This window comes from Calidithermus chliarophilus DSM 9957 (genome assembly GCF_000430045.1).
In the GTDB taxonomy this organism is placed as follows: domain Bacteria; phylum Deinococcota; class Deinococci; order Deinococcales; family Thermaceae; genus Calidithermus; species Calidithermus chliarophilus.
Map to the genome: position 1 here is coordinate 316871 of NZ_KE387027.1, position 13124 is coordinate 329994.

The following is a 13124-nucleotide window of genomic DNA, read 5'->3' on the forward strand; positions in this document are numbered from 1 at the left end:
TGCATGGCCTAAACCCCGTGAAGAGCGCTCTAGCGTCCTGAGCATCGGGAGCTGCGGCGGGGCGTCGAGCGGCTCGAGGAGTCCCGGCGCAAGCGAGCCCTCGCGGAATGGCTCGATCAGACCGTGCTGCGAGACCTTGGCGACCGGCTTTTCGACGTGGACATCAAGGTTATCGACCACTGGGCGAGGCTGATGGCGCGGCTCGAGCGCGCAGGCAAGCGCATGCCTGCCGTAGACTCGCTCATTGCCGCTACCGCCCTGGCGCACGGTTTGGTGCTCGTCACCCGCAACGTGGCCGGCTTCGAGGCCGCGGGCGTCAGGTTGCACAACCCCTGGACTTAGGGCTTGGCTTTGGGCCGGGGTTTGCCTTTGCCCCGGGCCCCAGGCCCCGAGGTTGTCGCGCCGGGCATGGCCCCCGCCACGAAGGCCGCGAGGTCCTGCTTCATCTGCTGCAGGCTCGGCCGGTGCACGTACATCATGTGGCCGGCCTCGTAGTAGCGGGTCTGGAGGTTGGCCTGGAGGTGGGGCTCTAAGCCCAGGTGGGCGAAGGTGTAGTCGGTGGCGAAGTAGGGGGTGGCGAGGTCGTAGTAGCCCGAGCCCACGAAGACCTTGAGGTAGGGGTTGAGGTTCATGGCCTTGCGCAGGGTCTCGGCCACGTTGAGGTACTGGTTCTCGTACTCCTTGTAGCTCCAGTTCTGGTAGAGCCCGGTGAGCACCTCGTAGGGCAGGTCGCTCTCGAAGCCCAGTTCCTCGCGCACGTACTGGTTGAAGGTGGCGGTGTAGGGGCCCTGGATGGTGGCGTAGCTGGGGTCGTACTCGCTGTTCTCGCCCGCCGCGTCGCGGTCGTATCCGGTGAAGCGGGAGTCGAGGCGGCCTACCGTCTTGCGCTCGGGGCGCAGCAACTCCTTGCAGAAGCGGTAGATGCCGACGCGCAGGTTGGTCTGCTCGAGGTACTCCCGCGAGAGCCCGGTGTAGCGCGAGAGCTTCTCGAGCACCCCCTCGCGCTCGGCCTCGGGGAGGGCGCTGCCCTTGAACAGCGCCCTCAGGTACTCGCCGCCGGCGAAGGCCTCCACCTCGTCGAGGAAGGCCCGCAAGGGCTTCTTCTGCAGGTCGGGCGGCAGCTTCTTGTGGTACCACGCGGTGGCGGCGTAGGTGGGCAGGAAGAGCACGTGGGGCAGGTCGTGGCCGGGGGCGAAGCGGGCGGTGGCGAAGTCGAGGATGCTGCTAACGAGCATGACCCCGTTGAAGTACATGCCGTGGCGCTCCTGCAGGTGGCCGCTGAGCCCGGCGGCGCGGGTGGTGCCGTAGGACTCCCCGATGAGGAACTTGGGGCTCGTCCAGCGCCCGTAGCGGCTGGTGTAGAGCCGGATGAACTCGCCCACGCTCTCGACGTCGCGCTTGTAGCCGTGGTACTCCTTGGTCTTCTCGCCGGGCACCATGCGGCTATAGCCGGTGCCCACCGGGTCGATGAACACCAGGTCGCTCACGTCGAGCAGCGAGTGTTCGTTGTCCACGAGGCGGTAGGGCGGCGGGGTGGGGTTGCCGGCGTCGTCCATCAGCACCCGCCGGGGGCCCAGCACGCCCAGATGCAGCCACACCGAGGAGGAGCCCGGCCCCCCGTTGAAGGAGAAGGTGATGGGGCGGCGGCTCCTGTCGGGCACGTCGTCGCGGGTGTAGGCGATGAAGAACACGCTGGCCTTGGGCTTCTCGCCCTCGCTCGAGCCCTCCTTCTCGCTCTCCTCCTTCAGCACGATGGTCCCGCAGGTGACGGTGTAGCTCACCTCCTGCCCGCCGATGCGGACGGTGTGGCGGCTGATGACGAGGTTGTCCTGGGGCGCGGGCTTGGCGTCGGCGGGCTTGGTCTCCTCGGGCATGCCCCAATCTATCAAGCCTCAATTCCGCTCGACACGGGGGGGCTCGAGTAGCGGTGGGGTCGCCCGGCTGAAGCCGTATTAATCCGTCTCCCAGGGATGAGTGCTACCGTGGCCTTAGCGATCCTATGAAAAGTCTGTGGTTCGTGCTCTTGGGCAGTACCAACGGGCTGCTGGTCGCGCTCTACCTCGCTCACGCGGTGGCGGTGAGCCATCCCGGCTGGGCGCTGGCCGGGCTGTTCAGCGACCCGCGCATGGCGCTGGACACGGACCGGGGCTATGCGGAGGTGTTCGGCTACGTCCAGGAGTTCTGGGTGGTGCTGGCCGCCCTCGGCCTGGCCTGGCTGCGCCGCGCCCCGGCCTACCTGGCGTGGGCGTTGCTGTTCACCTACTTGCTGCTCGACGACTTCTACGGCCTGCACGAGGCCCTGGCCCCGGTCGTGGCCGAGCGGGCGGGGCTGGGGCCGCTGGGGGGCCTCGAGCCCGCCGAGGCCGCCGAATTGCTGGTCCTGCTGGGCGTCGGCCTGGTGCTGGCCGGGGCGGTGGCGCTGGCCTACGGGCTGGCCGGGCCCGAAACCCGGGCACAGTTCCGCCAGGTCGTGCCGCTGGTGCTGCTGCTCCCCGTCTTCGGGGTCGTGGTGGACGCCGTGCACGAGAATTTCGTCGAGGGGCGCTTCAACCTCTGGCTCGGGCTGCTCGAGGACGGGGGCGAGATGGCGGCGATCAGCCTGGTGTGCTGGAAGTTCCTGGAGCTGTTGGCGGGTGCGCTCGAGGCCGGGCGCGTCGCCCCCTCCGAAACGGGGCTGCCGCACTGAGCCCCGGGGAGGGCGGTGTATGGTGAGGGCCGCATGGAGGCCATCGCCAGCGCCCTCATCCCCCTCTCCCTGCTGATCGCGCTCGGCTTCGGGCTGCGCCGGCGCAACTTCGTGGCGGAGGGCTTCTGGCCCCAGCTCGACCGCGTCAACTACTGGATCCTCTTCCCCTCGCTGCTGTTCATCAACCTCGCCACCGCCCGGCTCTCCGAGGTGCCCGGCTGGCCGCTGGTGCTGTCGGTGTGGGGCGGCTTGCTGGGCTGCTCGCTGCTGATGCTGCTCCTGCGGCCCTGGCTGGCCGCCACCCCCCAGGCCTTCACCTCGGTGTTCCAGGGCGGCATCCGCTTCAACAGCTACGTGGCGCTGGGCACCCTGCCGGTGCTGTTCACGGGCGGCGGGGCGCTGGCCGCCGTCCTGGTGGCCGTCACCGTGCCGCTGGTCAACGTGCTGTGCGTGCTGGTGCTGTCGGTGTTCGCCTCCCACCAGGCGCTGTGCTGGAGGGAGGTGCTGCGCTCGGTCCTGACCAACCCCCTGATCGTGGCCTGTGTGCTGGGGGCTCTGTTCAACCTGACCGGGCTGGGGCTGGGGAGCCTCGAGCCCACCCTCAGGGCCCTGGGCCAGGCCTCGCTGGCCTGCGGCCTGATGTCGGTGGGTGCCACCCTCCGCTTCGAGCACCTGCGCGAGGGGATCGGCCCCATCCTGGCCTCGATGCTCTTCAAGTTCGGCGCCCTGCCCGCCCTCAGCGCCGGGCTCGGCCTGCTGCTGGGCGTCCCCGCCCCCGTGCTGGCGGCGGTGACCTTCTTCCAATCCCTCCCCACCGCCTCCGCCTCCTTCGTCCTCGCCCGCCAGATGGGCGGCGACGAAAAGCTCATGGCCGCCATCCTCACCGTGCAGACCGTGGCGGCCTTCGCGACCATGCCGCTTTTGTACTGGTGGCTGGGGTAGGGGGTGGCGTGTGGCTTGTGGTCCCCCCTCCCCAACCCTCCCCTCCGGAGGGGAGGGTTTATCCCCCCAGCCCCCCTTGCTAAGGGGGGTGACAAGGCGTCTTGCGTTTTGCGTTTGGCGTTTAGCTATCGGCTATGGGCTATCGGCGTTGGGCGTTCGGCTATCGGCGCTACCCTCACCCGAACCGCGGCGCCCGCTTCTCGAAGAACGCCGCGATGCCCTCGGCCAGGTCGCCAGTCTCGCGCACCCAGGCGTTGGCGATGGAGGCCAGGCGCAGGCCGTCCTCCAGGCCCATCCCCGGCAGGGCGTTGAGCAGTTCCTTGGTCAGCGAGACCGAGGCAGGGGCGTTGGCGGTGATCTCGCGGGCGAAGGCCAGAGCCTCCTCGAGCACCTGCTCGGCAGGCACCAGCTTGTTGACCAGCCCCATGCGGAAAGCCTCCTGCGCACTGACCAGCTTGCCGGTGAGCAGCAGCTCGCGGGCGTGCTTCTCGCCCACCGAGCGGATGAGGATCACGCCCACCAGCGCGGCCACGAAGCCGATCTTGACCTCGGTGTAGCCGATGCGGGCCCCCTCGCTCATCACCACCACGTCGCAGGCGGTCGCCAGCCCCGCGCCCCCGGCCACGGCGGGGCCGTTGACGGCGGCCACGGTGGGCTTGGGGAAGGTGTAGAGGCGGTGGAAGAGGCGCATCAGCTCGCGGGAGTGGGCCAGGTTGGCCTCGGCGCCCATCTGGGTGACGTTCTTGAGGAACTCGAGGTCGGCCCCCGCACTGAAGGCCTGCCCCGCGCCGGTGAGCACCACGGCCCGCACGCCGCCGTCCTTCTCGGCCTGGTCCAGCGCCTCGAGCAGGCCGGAAACCATGGCGGGGGAGAGGGGGTTGCGCCGTTCGGGGTCGGAGAGGGTGAGAACTCGGATGGAACCCTGGTCGCTGCTAGTAACCATGCCTCAATCCTATCGGGCGGGGGCAGGCCCCGTATACTGACCGAGACAGCGAAAAAGGAGCCGCCATGCCCGAACTCGACCTATCCCGTTTTTACCTCTACGACGAACTCACCGCCTACTTGCAGGCCGTGGCCGCCGAGTACCCCCACCTGGCGCGGCTGGAGTCCATCGGCAAGAGCTACCAGGGCCGCGACATCTGGGTGATGACCCTCACCAACTTCGCCACCGGGGGCGACCCCGAGAAGCCCGCCTACTGGATCGACGCCAACATCCACGCGGGCGAGGTCACCGGCGGGGCCACCGCGCAGTACACCATCCACTACCTCACCACCCGCTACGGCTCCGACCCCCAGGTCACCCGGCTGCTCGAGCGCTCGGCCTTCTACGTCTGCCCCCGCGTCTCGCCCGACGGCGTCGAGCAGTACCTCACCACGCCCCACCAGGTGCGCTCCTCGCTGCGCCCCTACCCCTTCGAGGACGAGCGCGAAGGCCTCTACCCCGAGGACGTGGACGGCGACGGGCGCATCCTCCAGATGCGCGTTCAAGACCCCAAGGGGGCCTGGAAGGTCTCCGACAAGGACCCCCGCCTCATGCGCCCCCGCGAGGTGGGGGAGGAGGGGGGCACCTACTACCACCTCTACCCCGAGGGCCTGATCCGCGGCTGGGACGGCTACACCGTCAAACCCGCCCCGCCCCGCCACGGCCTCGACCTCAACCGCAGCTTCCCCGCCGACTGGGGCCCCGAGAGCCAGCAGCGCGGCGCCGGGCCCTTCCCGCTCTCCGAGCCCGAGACCCACGCCCTGGCCCAATTCTTCGCCCGGCACAAGAACATCAACGGGATGCAGGCCTATCACACCTACTCCGGCGTGATCCTGCGCCCCTACTCCGGCAAGCCCGATGACGCCCTGCCCACCCACGACCTCACCGTCTTCAAGCGCCTGGGCGACAAGGGCACCGAGCTCACCGGCTACCCCCACACCTCGGTCTTCCACGGCTTCCGCTACGACCCCAAGACCACCCTGCGCGGCGGCTTCTTCGACTGGCTCTACGAGGACTTAGGCATCTTCGGCTTCTCCACCGAGCTGTGGGACGTGATCAGCCTGGCGGGCATCGGGGAGAAGCAGCCCAACGGAGTCCTCAAGCGCGACTTCATCGGCTGGTTCCGCTCCCACCCCGAGGAGGACGACCTCAAGCTCTTGCAGTTCAACGACGAGCACGGCCTCGAGGGCTTCAGACCCTGGACTCCCTTCGAGCACCCCCAACTCGGGCCCGTCGAGATCGGGGGCTGGGACTACAAGCGCTTCTGGGGCAACGCCCCGGCCAAGTTCCTGCCCGACATCGCCCACAAGAACACCCTCTTCACCCTGCTCCACGCCGAGGTGAACCCCCGCCTCGAGCTCAAGCTCGCCAAGGTCGAGCCGGTGAGCGAGGGCGTCTGGCGCCTGATCGCGGTGCTGGAAAACACCGGCTTCCTGCCCACCTACACCAGCGCCAAGGCCCTGGAGAAGAAGGCGGTCGAGCCCATCCGCGTCAAGCTTCACCTGGGCGAGGGGGCGCGGCTGGTCTCGGGCGAGGCGGTGCAGGAGATCGGGCACCTCGAGGGCCGCTCCAACAAGATCGAACTCTTCGGCGCCCTGCCCTTCGGCGACCAGGAGAAGAAGCTCGAGTGGGTAGTCGCAGCCCCCAGCGGCAGCACGGTCACGCTCGAGGCCATCGCCCAGCGGGCAGGTACGGTGCGGCAGGAGATCCGGTTGGCGGCGGGGCAAGAGCAATGAGCGGTAAGCGATAAGCCGTCAGCGTTCAGCCGTCAGCAGAAGGCTCGTGGCTCGTGGTGGAAAGAAGCCCCACCCCAGCCCTCCCCGCCCGCGGGGAGGGTTTATCCCCCCAGCCCCCCTTGCTAAGGGGGGTAAGGAAAGGGCGTCTTGCGTTTTGCGTTTTGCGTACGACGTACGACGTACGACCCGCGCCCGGCGTTTGGCGTTCGGCTATCAGCTATCAGCGTTCGGCCATCAGCATTCCACCTCCCGCCCCCGCTCCCCCTTCCCGAGCGTGGTAGACTCGAGGACAGGGCGTACAAGTCTGCAACATAGGCGTATGCCCGGAGGTGACGTATAAGGGACGTTCCAATCAACGAGCGGATTCGGGTGCGGCAGGTTCGCCTGATCGACGAGAACGGTACGCAGGTGGGCATCGTGGATACCCGCGAGGCCTTGCAGATGGCCAAGGAGCGCGAGTACGACCTGGTGCTGGTTTCGCCGACGGCGGTGCCGCCGGTGGCCCGGCTCCTGGACTACGGCAAGTGGCGCTACGAGCAGCAGCAGGCCGAGAAGGAGGCCCGCAAGAAGGCCAAGCGCACCGAGGTCAAGAGCATCAAGCTGCGCCCCAAGATTGACACCCACGATTACAACGTGAAGGTCGGGCACGTGCGGCGCTTCCTCGAGGAAGGCCACAAGGTCAAGATCACCATCATGTTCCGCGGGCGCGAGATGGCCCACCCCGAGCTGGGCTACAAGCTCCTCGAGCGCGTTGCCAAGGACATGGAGGGTCTGGGCTTCGTGGAGATGCGCCCCGAGATGCTGGGCCGCGACATGAACATGGTCATGGCCCCGGGCTCCAAGCCTTCGGCGCAGCCCCAGGCGCAGGCCTCTGCTCCGCAGTCCAACTAACCGCGTGCAACTCCAGGCTGGGCCGACGCCCAGCCTGTTTCGTCCTGCCGCGACGCCTCGAGGGCTTGGCTGAGGGGGCCTGCGGATGCTATACTCGCAAGGCTGCCGAGCCATCAAGACCCCTCGCGGGCGCTCGAGGCAGCCGCTAAAGCCGCCGACGCGGCCCGGCGAACTCCGCCGGAAGACAAGGAGAATCACGATGCCGAAGATGAAGACCCACAAGGGCGCCAAGGGCCGTGTCAAGGTCACGGCCGGTGGCAAGGTGATCGCCAAGAAGCCCGGCAAGCGTCACCTCAACTACCACAAGTCCGGTTCCTCGATCCGCAGCAAGGGCCGCAGCTTCACCATGGCCGAGGGCGATGCCCGCCGCATGATCGAACTGCTGAGGGGTGAGGGCTAATGCCGCGCGCCAAGACCGGTGTCGTACGCCGCCGCAAGCACAAGAAGATCCTCAAGCTGGCCAAGGGCTTCTGGGGCCTGCGCTCCAAGAGCGTCCGCAAGGCCCGCGAGACCCTGTTCAGCGGCGCCATGCGCTCCTTCAACGACCGCCGCGAGCGCAAGGGCGACATGCGCCGCCTGTGGATCGTGCGTATCAACGCCGCTGCCCGCCAGCACGGCCTGAGCTACTCGGTGTTCATGGGCGGCCTCAAGAAGGCCGGCATCGAACTCGACCGCAAGATCCTCGCCGACCTCGCCGTGCGCAACCCCGAGGCCTTCGCCGCGCTCGTCGAGAAGGCCAAAGCCTAACCGCCGGCTGAAAACCGCAGGGGCGCAGCACGCTGCGCCCCTGATCCTTTTTTCCGGCATCGCCGCTTGCTCGAGCTGATGCGCCCCGGATTGTAGGGCAGTATAGCCGGAAGGGACCGGAACGCAAGCTACCCTATCGCCGCCGGGTTTCGCCTAGCCTGCTCCGGATGACGGAGACCTTCCCGACTTCTACATCACGGGCCTGGGCGCCGCTCAGGCTCCTCCGCCCCGTCTCGGGCTCAACCGTTCCGCCCCTGGCGCCGTCCCCGGCGTCCCTGCCCGGCTCGAGCCCGGTGAGGGGCGCTCCGTTCGCGGGACCTGGAGCAATAAACTCAGGCATGGACTTCCGCGACCGGCACACCCTGCGCATCCGGGTCGTCCCCGAGGACATCGACGAGCTCGAGCACGTCAACAACACCGTCTACCTGCGCTACATCGAACAGGCGGTCAAGGCCCACGCCGAGCGGGTGGGGATGGGCTTCGCGGTGCTCAAGGGGTTGGGAGTGATCCCGGTGGTGCGCCGCCACGTCATCACCTACCACCGCCCGGCGCTGCTGGCGGAGGAGCTCGAGGTCTCCACCCGCATTACCGCCTTCAGCGGCTTCCGCGCCACCCGCCACAACGAGGTGCGCCGGGCGGGCGACCAGGCCTTGCTGGTGGAGGCCGAGACCGACTGGGTGTGGCTGGACGCGGAACGTGGCCGGCCAAAGAACGTGCCGCAGGCGGTGCTCGAGGCCTTCGGCTTGCTCTGAACGCCTATGGAAACCCTCGAACTCGTACGACTCAACCTGCTCTCGCCGATGGTGCTGGCCTTCGCGCTGGGCATCGTGGCTACGCTGGTGCACAGCGACCTCAAGATCCCCGAGGCCCTCTACACCGCCCTCTCCATCTACCTGCTGCTGGCGATCGGGCTCAAGGGCGGGGCCGAGCTCTCCATCACCCCGCTGGCGGCCTTCTGGAAGCCGGCGCTGGTGACGCTGGGGCTGGGCGTCGTGACCCCGCTTCTGGCCTACGCCGTCCTGCGGCGGCTGGGGCGCTTCGACGTGGCCGACGCCGCGGCCATCGCCGCGCACTACGGCTCGGTCTCCGCCGTGACCTTCATCGCCTCCCTCACCTTCCTCCAGGCCGCGGGAATCCCCTACGAGGGCTTCATGCCCACCCTGGTGGCGATCCTCGAGGTCCCCGCCATCGTCATCGCCCTGCTCATCGCCCGGCAACGCCTGGGCGGGGCCGAGACCCTGGGCGAGGCCATCCGCGAGGTCTTCTCGGGCAAGAGCATCCTGTTGCTGGTGGGGGGGCTAGTGATCGGCTTTTTCTCGGGCAAGCAGGGGCTCGAGCAGGTGGCCCCGCTCTTCGTCGAGCCCTTCAAGGGGGCGCTGGTGCTGTTCTTGCTCGAGATGGGGATGGTGGCGGCCAAGCGGCTGCGCGACCTGCGCAAGGCGGGGGGATTCTTAGTGGCCTTCGGCCTGCTGATGCCGGTGTTGCAGGGGGCTTTGGGGGTCTGGCTGGGCAGTTGGGCCGGGCTGTCGCTGGGCGGGGCCACGGTGCTGGGCACCATGGCGGCCAGCGCCTCCTACATCGCCGCCCCGGCGGCGGTGCGCATCGCCCTGCCGCAGGCCAACCCCAGCTATTACCTCACCGCCGCGCTGGGCATCACCTTCCCCTTCAACCTCACCCTGGGCATCCCGCTCTACTTCGCGCTCTCGCGCCTGTTCCACGGAGGCTAGCCATGCAGACCGTGCCGCTCAAACTCGTCACCATCATCGCCGAGGCCTTTCTCGAGGAAAAGCTCGTCCGCGAGGTCAAGAAGCTGGGGGCCAGCGGGTACACCCTGAGCCCGGCCCGTGGCGAGGGCAGCCGGGGGGTGCGCGCGAGCGAGTGGGAAGGGGGCAACGTGCGGCTGGAGGTGGTGGCGAGCCCGCAGGTGGCCGAGCGCATCCTCGAGCGCCTGGCCGAGGTCTACTTCCCCAGCTACGCGGTGATCGCCTTCACCCAGACCGTCGAGGTGGTGCGGGGCGAGAAGTACGCCTGAAGCGGCGGGCATCTGAGCCTCCCGCTTGGGCCGGGCGCACTATAATCCTGAGCGATGCGCCCCCTCGCTTTGGTCGGCTGGTTAATAGTCGCGTTCAGCGGCTTCTTCGTGTTGGCGGCCATCGGTGACCTGCTCGGCGGCTCGGCCGGGGAGGACGTGGAGCCGGGGGTCGTCGCCGGGCTGGCGGTGTTCTTCGCCGTCGTGGGCTACCTGGGCTACCGGCTCGCGGTGAGCAGGCCTGCGGGGGCGGCTGCCCTTTTGCCCGAGCAGCGGGTGCTCGAGCTCGCGCAGCGCATGCAGGGCCGGCTGACCCTGGCCGAGGTGGTGCTGCACTGCAAGATGCCCGTCCCTCAGGCCAAAGAGGTCATGAAAACCCTGGTGCGCCAGGGCCTGGCCGAGCTGCACCTCACCGACGGCGGGGAAGAGGTCTACGCCTTCGGCGGCTTCATCCCCGAGGAGAAGGCCAGCGCTAAGGACCCCTTCGAGACCTGAGGGCGCTAGCGCGACCAGCGCAAGTCCATCTCCTCACGCTCGCCCAGCGCTTTGCGCAGCAGCTCGAGCAGCGTGGGGTCGGCCCCCTGCTCGGCGAAGTAGTCGAGGGTGGCGCGGTTGATGTAGTAGTCCTGGTCGTCGGCGGCTTCTTCCTCGAGCTGATCGAGCATGAACCGAAGCTGCTCCTCGCTGATGCTCCCCAGGCTGGCCCCGTTGGCGGCGTCGAACAGTTGCACCATGGCTCGAGTATAGCCAGCCCGAGCAATTTTCTGAAATAAAGTGCATATTCCGCTCGGTTTCCCGGCGCCCTCGGTCACAATGAGAGCCGATGCACGAGATGGACTGGCAGCTCCTGGCCCCGATCTCCATCGAGGGCAGCAACCTGATCGTGGAGTACTGCGAGCACGAGGGCCGTATCGCCATCCGGCTGGGGGGCTTCGCCGGGGTGGTGTTGCCGCTGTCGGAGTTCGAACTGCTGATCCAGCACCTCACCAGCGGGCGCGGCTGGGGCGGCAACGGCGTACACTGGTCGCCGCCTTTTCTGAAGGTGGGTTCGCGCACCTTCACCCTCAAGGACGCCGGCAAACGGGCGTTGGTGGAGACCCTGGCCCGCGTCCCCGGCCTGACCACGCACCCGGCCCCGCGGCCGGAGGCCAACCCCTGGCAGCAACGGCTCGTCGAACTGCTGCATAGCCCGCCCGAGGGCCTCCCGTCCGCCCTGGCCCATCTCGCGGCCCTTGCCTTCGAGCGGCTCGACCTGCAGGGCCTGAGCCTGTGGGTGCACGACCCGGCGGCCAGCAGCTACACCCTGGCGGTGCGGGTGCCCAAGCTGCTCGAGCCCTGCGTGCTGAGCCCGCGCGGCTACCCCGACCTCCTCGAGCAGTCCCTGTTGCTCCCGCTGCACAACCTCCAGGCCGACGGCCGCGCGGCCGAGTTGCGCGCCGTCGGCGAGGCCTGGTGCTTCTCCGCGTTGCTGCAGGTGCCCATCCGGCTCGAGCGCGAGGTGAGCGCCGTGCTCTGGCTCGAGCGGCGCGAGAGCCAGCCCTGGAGCGAGCTCGACCAGTTCATCGCCCTCCAACTCGCCGAGGCCCTGCGGCCCCACGTGGCGGCGGCCCTGACCCAGGGGTACCAGCCCAGCTCGCCGGAGGCCTTCCGGCGCTACCTCGAGCAGGCCGTGGCCCGGGCCCGCCGGTACGGTCACTGGGTCGGGCTGGTCTGGTTCAAGAGCCCGGGCCTCAGCGAGGTGCAACGAGCCCGCGTGCTCGACGTGCTGCAGCGCTCGCTGCGCTACTCCGACGCCGCCATCGAGGCCAGCCCCGAGGACTTCCTGCTGCTCCTCTCGACCCTGCGTGCCCCGAGCGGGGCGGCCCGCGCCGCCGAGCGGATCGTGGCGCGGTTGCAAATCGTCATGGGCAGGCTCCCGGCACTGGGGGTCGCGGTCCTGCCCGAGCAGGCGAGCACTCCCGAGGAGCTCTGGCAGCAGGCCGAGCAGGCTGCCGTGAAGGCGCTCCAGAGCGGTCAGGGCGACCTGGCCCGGGTCGAGTAGGCGGGCGGCCGAGCTCATGAGCAAGTGGTCCTCGAGGGCTTCCCCCTCGCATTCGGGGCCGGCAGCACCGAACCCGCCGCGGCGCGACTTAAAGCCGAGTCCCGCCCAGCGCGGGCGGGACTCGGCGGACTAAAGTTCAGGAAGCAGGGGAGACCTTGGCCCCGATCTCCCAGCGGGCCAAAGCCTTGAGCAGGACGTCCCGCTCGTTCTGGTGGGACAGGCGGGTGAGGGCTTCGGACACCGGGAACCAGGCCGCGTCGTCCACCTCTTCTTTCTGCGGCCGGGGTTGGCCGGACACGTACTTCATCAAGAAGTGATGGACCTCCTTGGTCACGGTGACCGGGGTGGCGTCGTCCTTGACGGTGAAGTGGTAACGAATGCTCCCCAGGGGGGCCAGGACCCGCGCTTCGATGCCGGTCTCCTCGCGCACCTCGCGCACCGCCGTCTGGGGGTAACGTTCGCCCTGCTCGACCTGCCCCTTGGGCAGGCTCCACATGCGCCCTTCCTTAATGGCGATCAGCAAGGCCTCGAGGGCGCCCTCGTTGGAGCGCAACACCACGCCCCCCGCCGACACTACCCGCCGTTTCACGGTCGGATGAGCGGAAGGCTTTTTGGTTTTGCGGCGACGTCTCGAGGAAGTGGTGAAATGCATGGGCAAAACCTTCTTCCCTCCAGTGTAAGCCCCGCAGGGTGTTCTTGGGGTGTATATCCCCACACACTAAGGCTTACGGAGTGAGGCAGTAAAAAAAGGACGCCCTCAGGCGTCCTTTCATGGTCGAAACTTTGAGAAGAGAGAGTCAGCAGCCAGAGATTCGAGTTTCGAGATGCTCCTCTTTCGAGGACGAGAAACTCCTTAGAAAGGAGGTGATCCAGCCGCACCTTCCGGTACAGCTACCTTGTTACGACTTAGCCCCAGTCATGAGCCCGGCCCTCGGCGCCTGCCCAAGGCTACCGGCGACTTCAGGCAGAACCCACTTCCATGGCTTGACGGGCGGTGTGTACAAGGCCCGGGAACGTATTCACCGCGGCGTGGCTGATCCGCGATTACTAGCGATTCCGGCTTCATGGAG

16 protein-coding genes and 1 other annotated feature (1 of these 17 cut by a window edge) are annotated in these 13124 nt (G+C 68.2%); of the genes, 12 read left to right on the forward strand and 4 right to left on the reverse strand.

Going from position 1 to position 13124, the window contains the following annotated elements; all coding sequences use genetic code 11:
* Positions 1-51: 51 nt before the first annotated feature.
* Positions 52-342, forward strand: a complete 291-nt coding sequence (locus MEICH_RS26050) for a PIN domain-containing protein (protein WP_084542422.1) — start codon at positions 52-54, stop codon at positions 340-342.
* On the opposite strand, the gene MEICH_RS0118595 is transcribed toward MEICH_RS26050, so the two are convergent.
* Positions 339-1874: a S10 family peptidase gene (locus MEICH_RS0118595; protein ID WP_027893834.1), complete on the reverse strand. Its 1536-nt coding sequence runs from the start codon at positions 1872-1874 to the stop codon at positions 339-341. The two genes, MEICH_RS26050 and MEICH_RS0118595, sit on opposite strands and share 4 nt — an antisense overlap.
* Positions 1875-1999: 125 nt before the next feature.
* On the opposite strand from MEICH_RS0118595, the gene MEICH_RS26055 reads away from it, so the two are divergent.
* Together MEICH_RS26055 and MEICH_RS0118605 are read left to right on the forward strand one after the other, a co-directional pair.
* Positions 2000-2686 carry a hypothetical protein gene (locus MEICH_RS26055; RefSeq protein ID WP_036219715.1) on the forward strand — a complete coding sequence of 229 codons (687 nt, stop codon included), beginning with the start codon at positions 2000-2002 and terminating at the stop codon, positions 2684-2686.
* A gap of 33 nt (positions 2687-2719) precedes the next feature.
* Complete coding sequence (locus tag MEICH_RS0118605; protein WP_027893835.1) at positions 2720-3628, forward strand: AEC family transporter; 909 nt, start codon at positions 2720-2722, stop codon at positions 3626-3628.
* 175 nt (positions 3629-3803) lie between these two features.
* On the opposite strand, the gene MEICH_RS0118610 is transcribed toward MEICH_RS0118605, so the two are convergent.
* On the reverse strand, positions 3804-4571 hold the full coding sequence (locus MEICH_RS0118610; protein ID WP_027893836.1) for an enoyl-CoA hydratase/isomerase family protein: 768 nt from the start codon (positions 4569-4571) through the stop codon (positions 3804-3806).
* A 65-nt stretch (positions 4572-4636) separates the two neighbouring features.
* Here MEICH_RS0118610 and MEICH_RS0118615 point away from each other — a divergent pair, with 65 nt between their 5' ends.
* The 8 genes from MEICH_RS0118615 to MEICH_RS0118650 all read left to right on the forward strand — a co-directional run bounded on the left by MEICH_RS0118615 (position 4637) and on the right by MEICH_RS0118650 (position 10508).
* On the forward strand, positions 4637-6346 hold the full coding sequence (locus MEICH_RS0118615) for a M14 family metallopeptidase (RefSeq protein ID WP_027893837.1): 1710 nt from the start codon (positions 4637-4639) through the stop codon (positions 6344-6346).
* 336 nt (positions 6347-6682) lie between these two features.
* Positions 6683-7237 carry a translation initiation factor IF-3 gene (gene infC / locus MEICH_RS26060; protein ID WP_084542423.1) on the forward strand — a complete coding sequence of 185 codons (555 nt, stop codon included), beginning with the start codon at positions 6683-6685 and terminating at the stop codon, positions 7235-7237.
* A 199-nt stretch (positions 7238-7436) separates the two neighbouring features.
* Positions 7437-7637 (forward strand): 50S ribosomal protein L35, encoded by a 201-nt coding sequence (gene rpmI, locus MEICH_RS0118625; protein ID WP_027893838.1) that lies wholly within the window; start codon positions 7437-7439, stop codon positions 7635-7637.
* Entirely contained in the window at positions 7637-7984 is a 348-nt protein-coding gene (gene rplT, locus MEICH_RS0118630) for a 50S ribosomal protein L20 (RefSeq protein WP_018465508.1), read from the forward strand. Before rpmI ends, rplT begins: the two co-directional genes overlap by 1 nt.
* Positions 7985-8322: 338 nt before the next feature.
* Positions 8323-8736 carry an acyl-CoA thioesterase gene (locus MEICH_RS0118635; protein ID WP_036219719.1) on the forward strand — a complete coding sequence of 138 codons (414 nt, stop codon included), beginning with the start codon at positions 8323-8325 and terminating at the stop codon, positions 8734-8736.
* Between the two features lie 6 nt (positions 8737-8742).
* The gene (locus MEICH_RS0118640; RefSeq protein ID WP_027893840.1) at positions 8743-9711 is read left to right on the forward strand and encodes a sodium-dependent bicarbonate transport family permease; all 969 of its coding nucleotides are present in this window, start codon (positions 8743-8745) and stop codon (positions 9709-9711) included.
* 2 nt (positions 9712-9713) lie between these two features.
* Positions 9714-10016 carry a P-II family nitrogen regulator gene (locus MEICH_RS0118645; RefSeq protein WP_027893841.1) on the forward strand — a complete coding sequence of 101 codons (303 nt, stop codon included), beginning with the start codon at positions 9714-9716 and terminating at the stop codon, positions 10014-10016.
* Positions 10017-10070: 54 nt separating this feature from the next.
* Entirely contained in the window at positions 10071-10508 is a 438-nt protein-coding gene (locus MEICH_RS0118650; protein WP_027893842.1) for a hypothetical protein, read from the forward strand.
* 5 nt (positions 10509-10513) lie between these two features.
* Here MEICH_RS0118650 and MEICH_RS26065 read toward each other — a convergent pair whose 3' ends face one another.
* Positions 10514-10747 carry a hypothetical protein gene (locus MEICH_RS26065; protein WP_036219722.1) on the reverse strand — a complete coding sequence of 78 codons (234 nt, stop codon included), beginning with the start codon at positions 10745-10747 and terminating at the stop codon, positions 10514-10516.
* An 89-nt stretch (positions 10748-10836) separates the two neighbouring features.
* Between MEICH_RS26065 and MEICH_RS0118660 the strand changes: the two genes are divergently transcribed.
* Positions 10837-12054: a nucleotidyl cyclase domain-containing protein gene (locus tag MEICH_RS0118660; protein ID WP_027893843.1), complete on the forward strand. Its 1218-nt coding sequence runs from the start codon at positions 10837-10839 to the stop codon at positions 12052-12054.
* 136 nt (positions 12055-12190) lie between these two features.
* Here the strand turns inward: MEICH_RS0118660 and MEICH_RS0118665 are convergent, their stop codons facing one another.
* Positions 12191-12706, reverse strand: coding sequence for an NUDIX hydrolase (locus tag MEICH_RS0118665; protein WP_036219724.1), 516 nt, complete (start codon positions 12704-12706; stop codon positions 12191-12193).
* A 205-nt stretch (positions 12707-12911) separates the two neighbouring features.
* Positions 12912-13124, reverse strand: a sequence feature (16S ribosomal RNA rRNA prediction is too short); it runs 419 nt beyond the window's last position.

Bases quoted from the DNA above. Each gene is read 5' to 3' on its own strand.
- MEICH_RS0118595 (WP_027893834.1), bottom strand. From the start codon at position 1,874: ATGCCCGAGGAGACCAAGCCCGCCGACGCCAAGCCCGCGCCCCAGGAC.
- MEICH_RS26055 (WP_036219715.1), top strand. From the start codon at position 2,000: ATGAAAAGTCTGTGGTTCGTGCTCTTGGGCAGTACCAACGGGCTGCTG.
- MEICH_RS0118605 (WP_027893835.1), top strand. From the start codon at position 2,720: ATGGAGGCCATCGCCAGCGCCCTCATCCCCCTCTCCCTGCTGATCGCG.
- MEICH_RS0118610 (WP_027893836.1), bottom strand. From the start codon at position 4,571: ATGGTTACTAGCAGCGACCAGGGTTCCATCCGAGTTCTCACCCTCTCC.
- MEICH_RS0118615 (WP_027893837.1), top strand. From the start codon at position 4,637: ATGCCCGAACTCGACCTATCCCGTTTTTACCTCTACGACGAACTCACC.
- rpmI (WP_027893838.1), top strand. From the start codon at position 7,437: ATGCCGAAGATGAAGACCCACAAGGGCGCCAAGGGCCGTGTCAAGGTC.
- rplT (WP_018465508.1), top strand. From the start codon at position 7,637: ATGCCGCGCGCCAAGACCGGTGTCGTACGCCGCCGCAAGCACAAGAAG.
- MEICH_RS0118635 (WP_036219719.1), top strand. From the start codon at position 8,323: ATGGACTTCCGCGACCGGCACACCCTGCGCATCCGGGTCGTCCCCGAG.
- MEICH_RS0118640 (WP_027893840.1), top strand. From the start codon at position 8,743: ATGGAAACCCTCGAACTCGTACGACTCAACCTGCTCTCGCCGATGGTG.
- MEICH_RS0118645 (WP_027893841.1), top strand. From the start codon at position 9,714: ATGCAGACCGTGCCGCTCAAACTCGTCACCATCATCGCCGAGGCCTTT.
- MEICH_RS0118650 (WP_027893842.1), top strand. From the start codon at position 10,071: ATGCGCCCCCTCGCTTTGGTCGGCTGGTTAATAGTCGCGTTCAGCGGC.
- MEICH_RS26065 (WP_036219722.1), bottom strand. From the start codon at position 10,747: ATGGTGCAACTGTTCGACGCCGCCAACGGGGCCAGCCTGGGGAGCATC.
- MEICH_RS0118660 (WP_027893843.1), top strand. From the start codon at position 10,837: ATGCACGAGATGGACTGGCAGCTCCTGGCCCCGATCTCCATCGAGGGC.
- MEICH_RS0118665 (WP_036219724.1), bottom strand. From the start codon at position 12,706: ATGCATTTCACCACTTCCTCGAGACGTCGCCGCAAAACCAAAAAGCCT.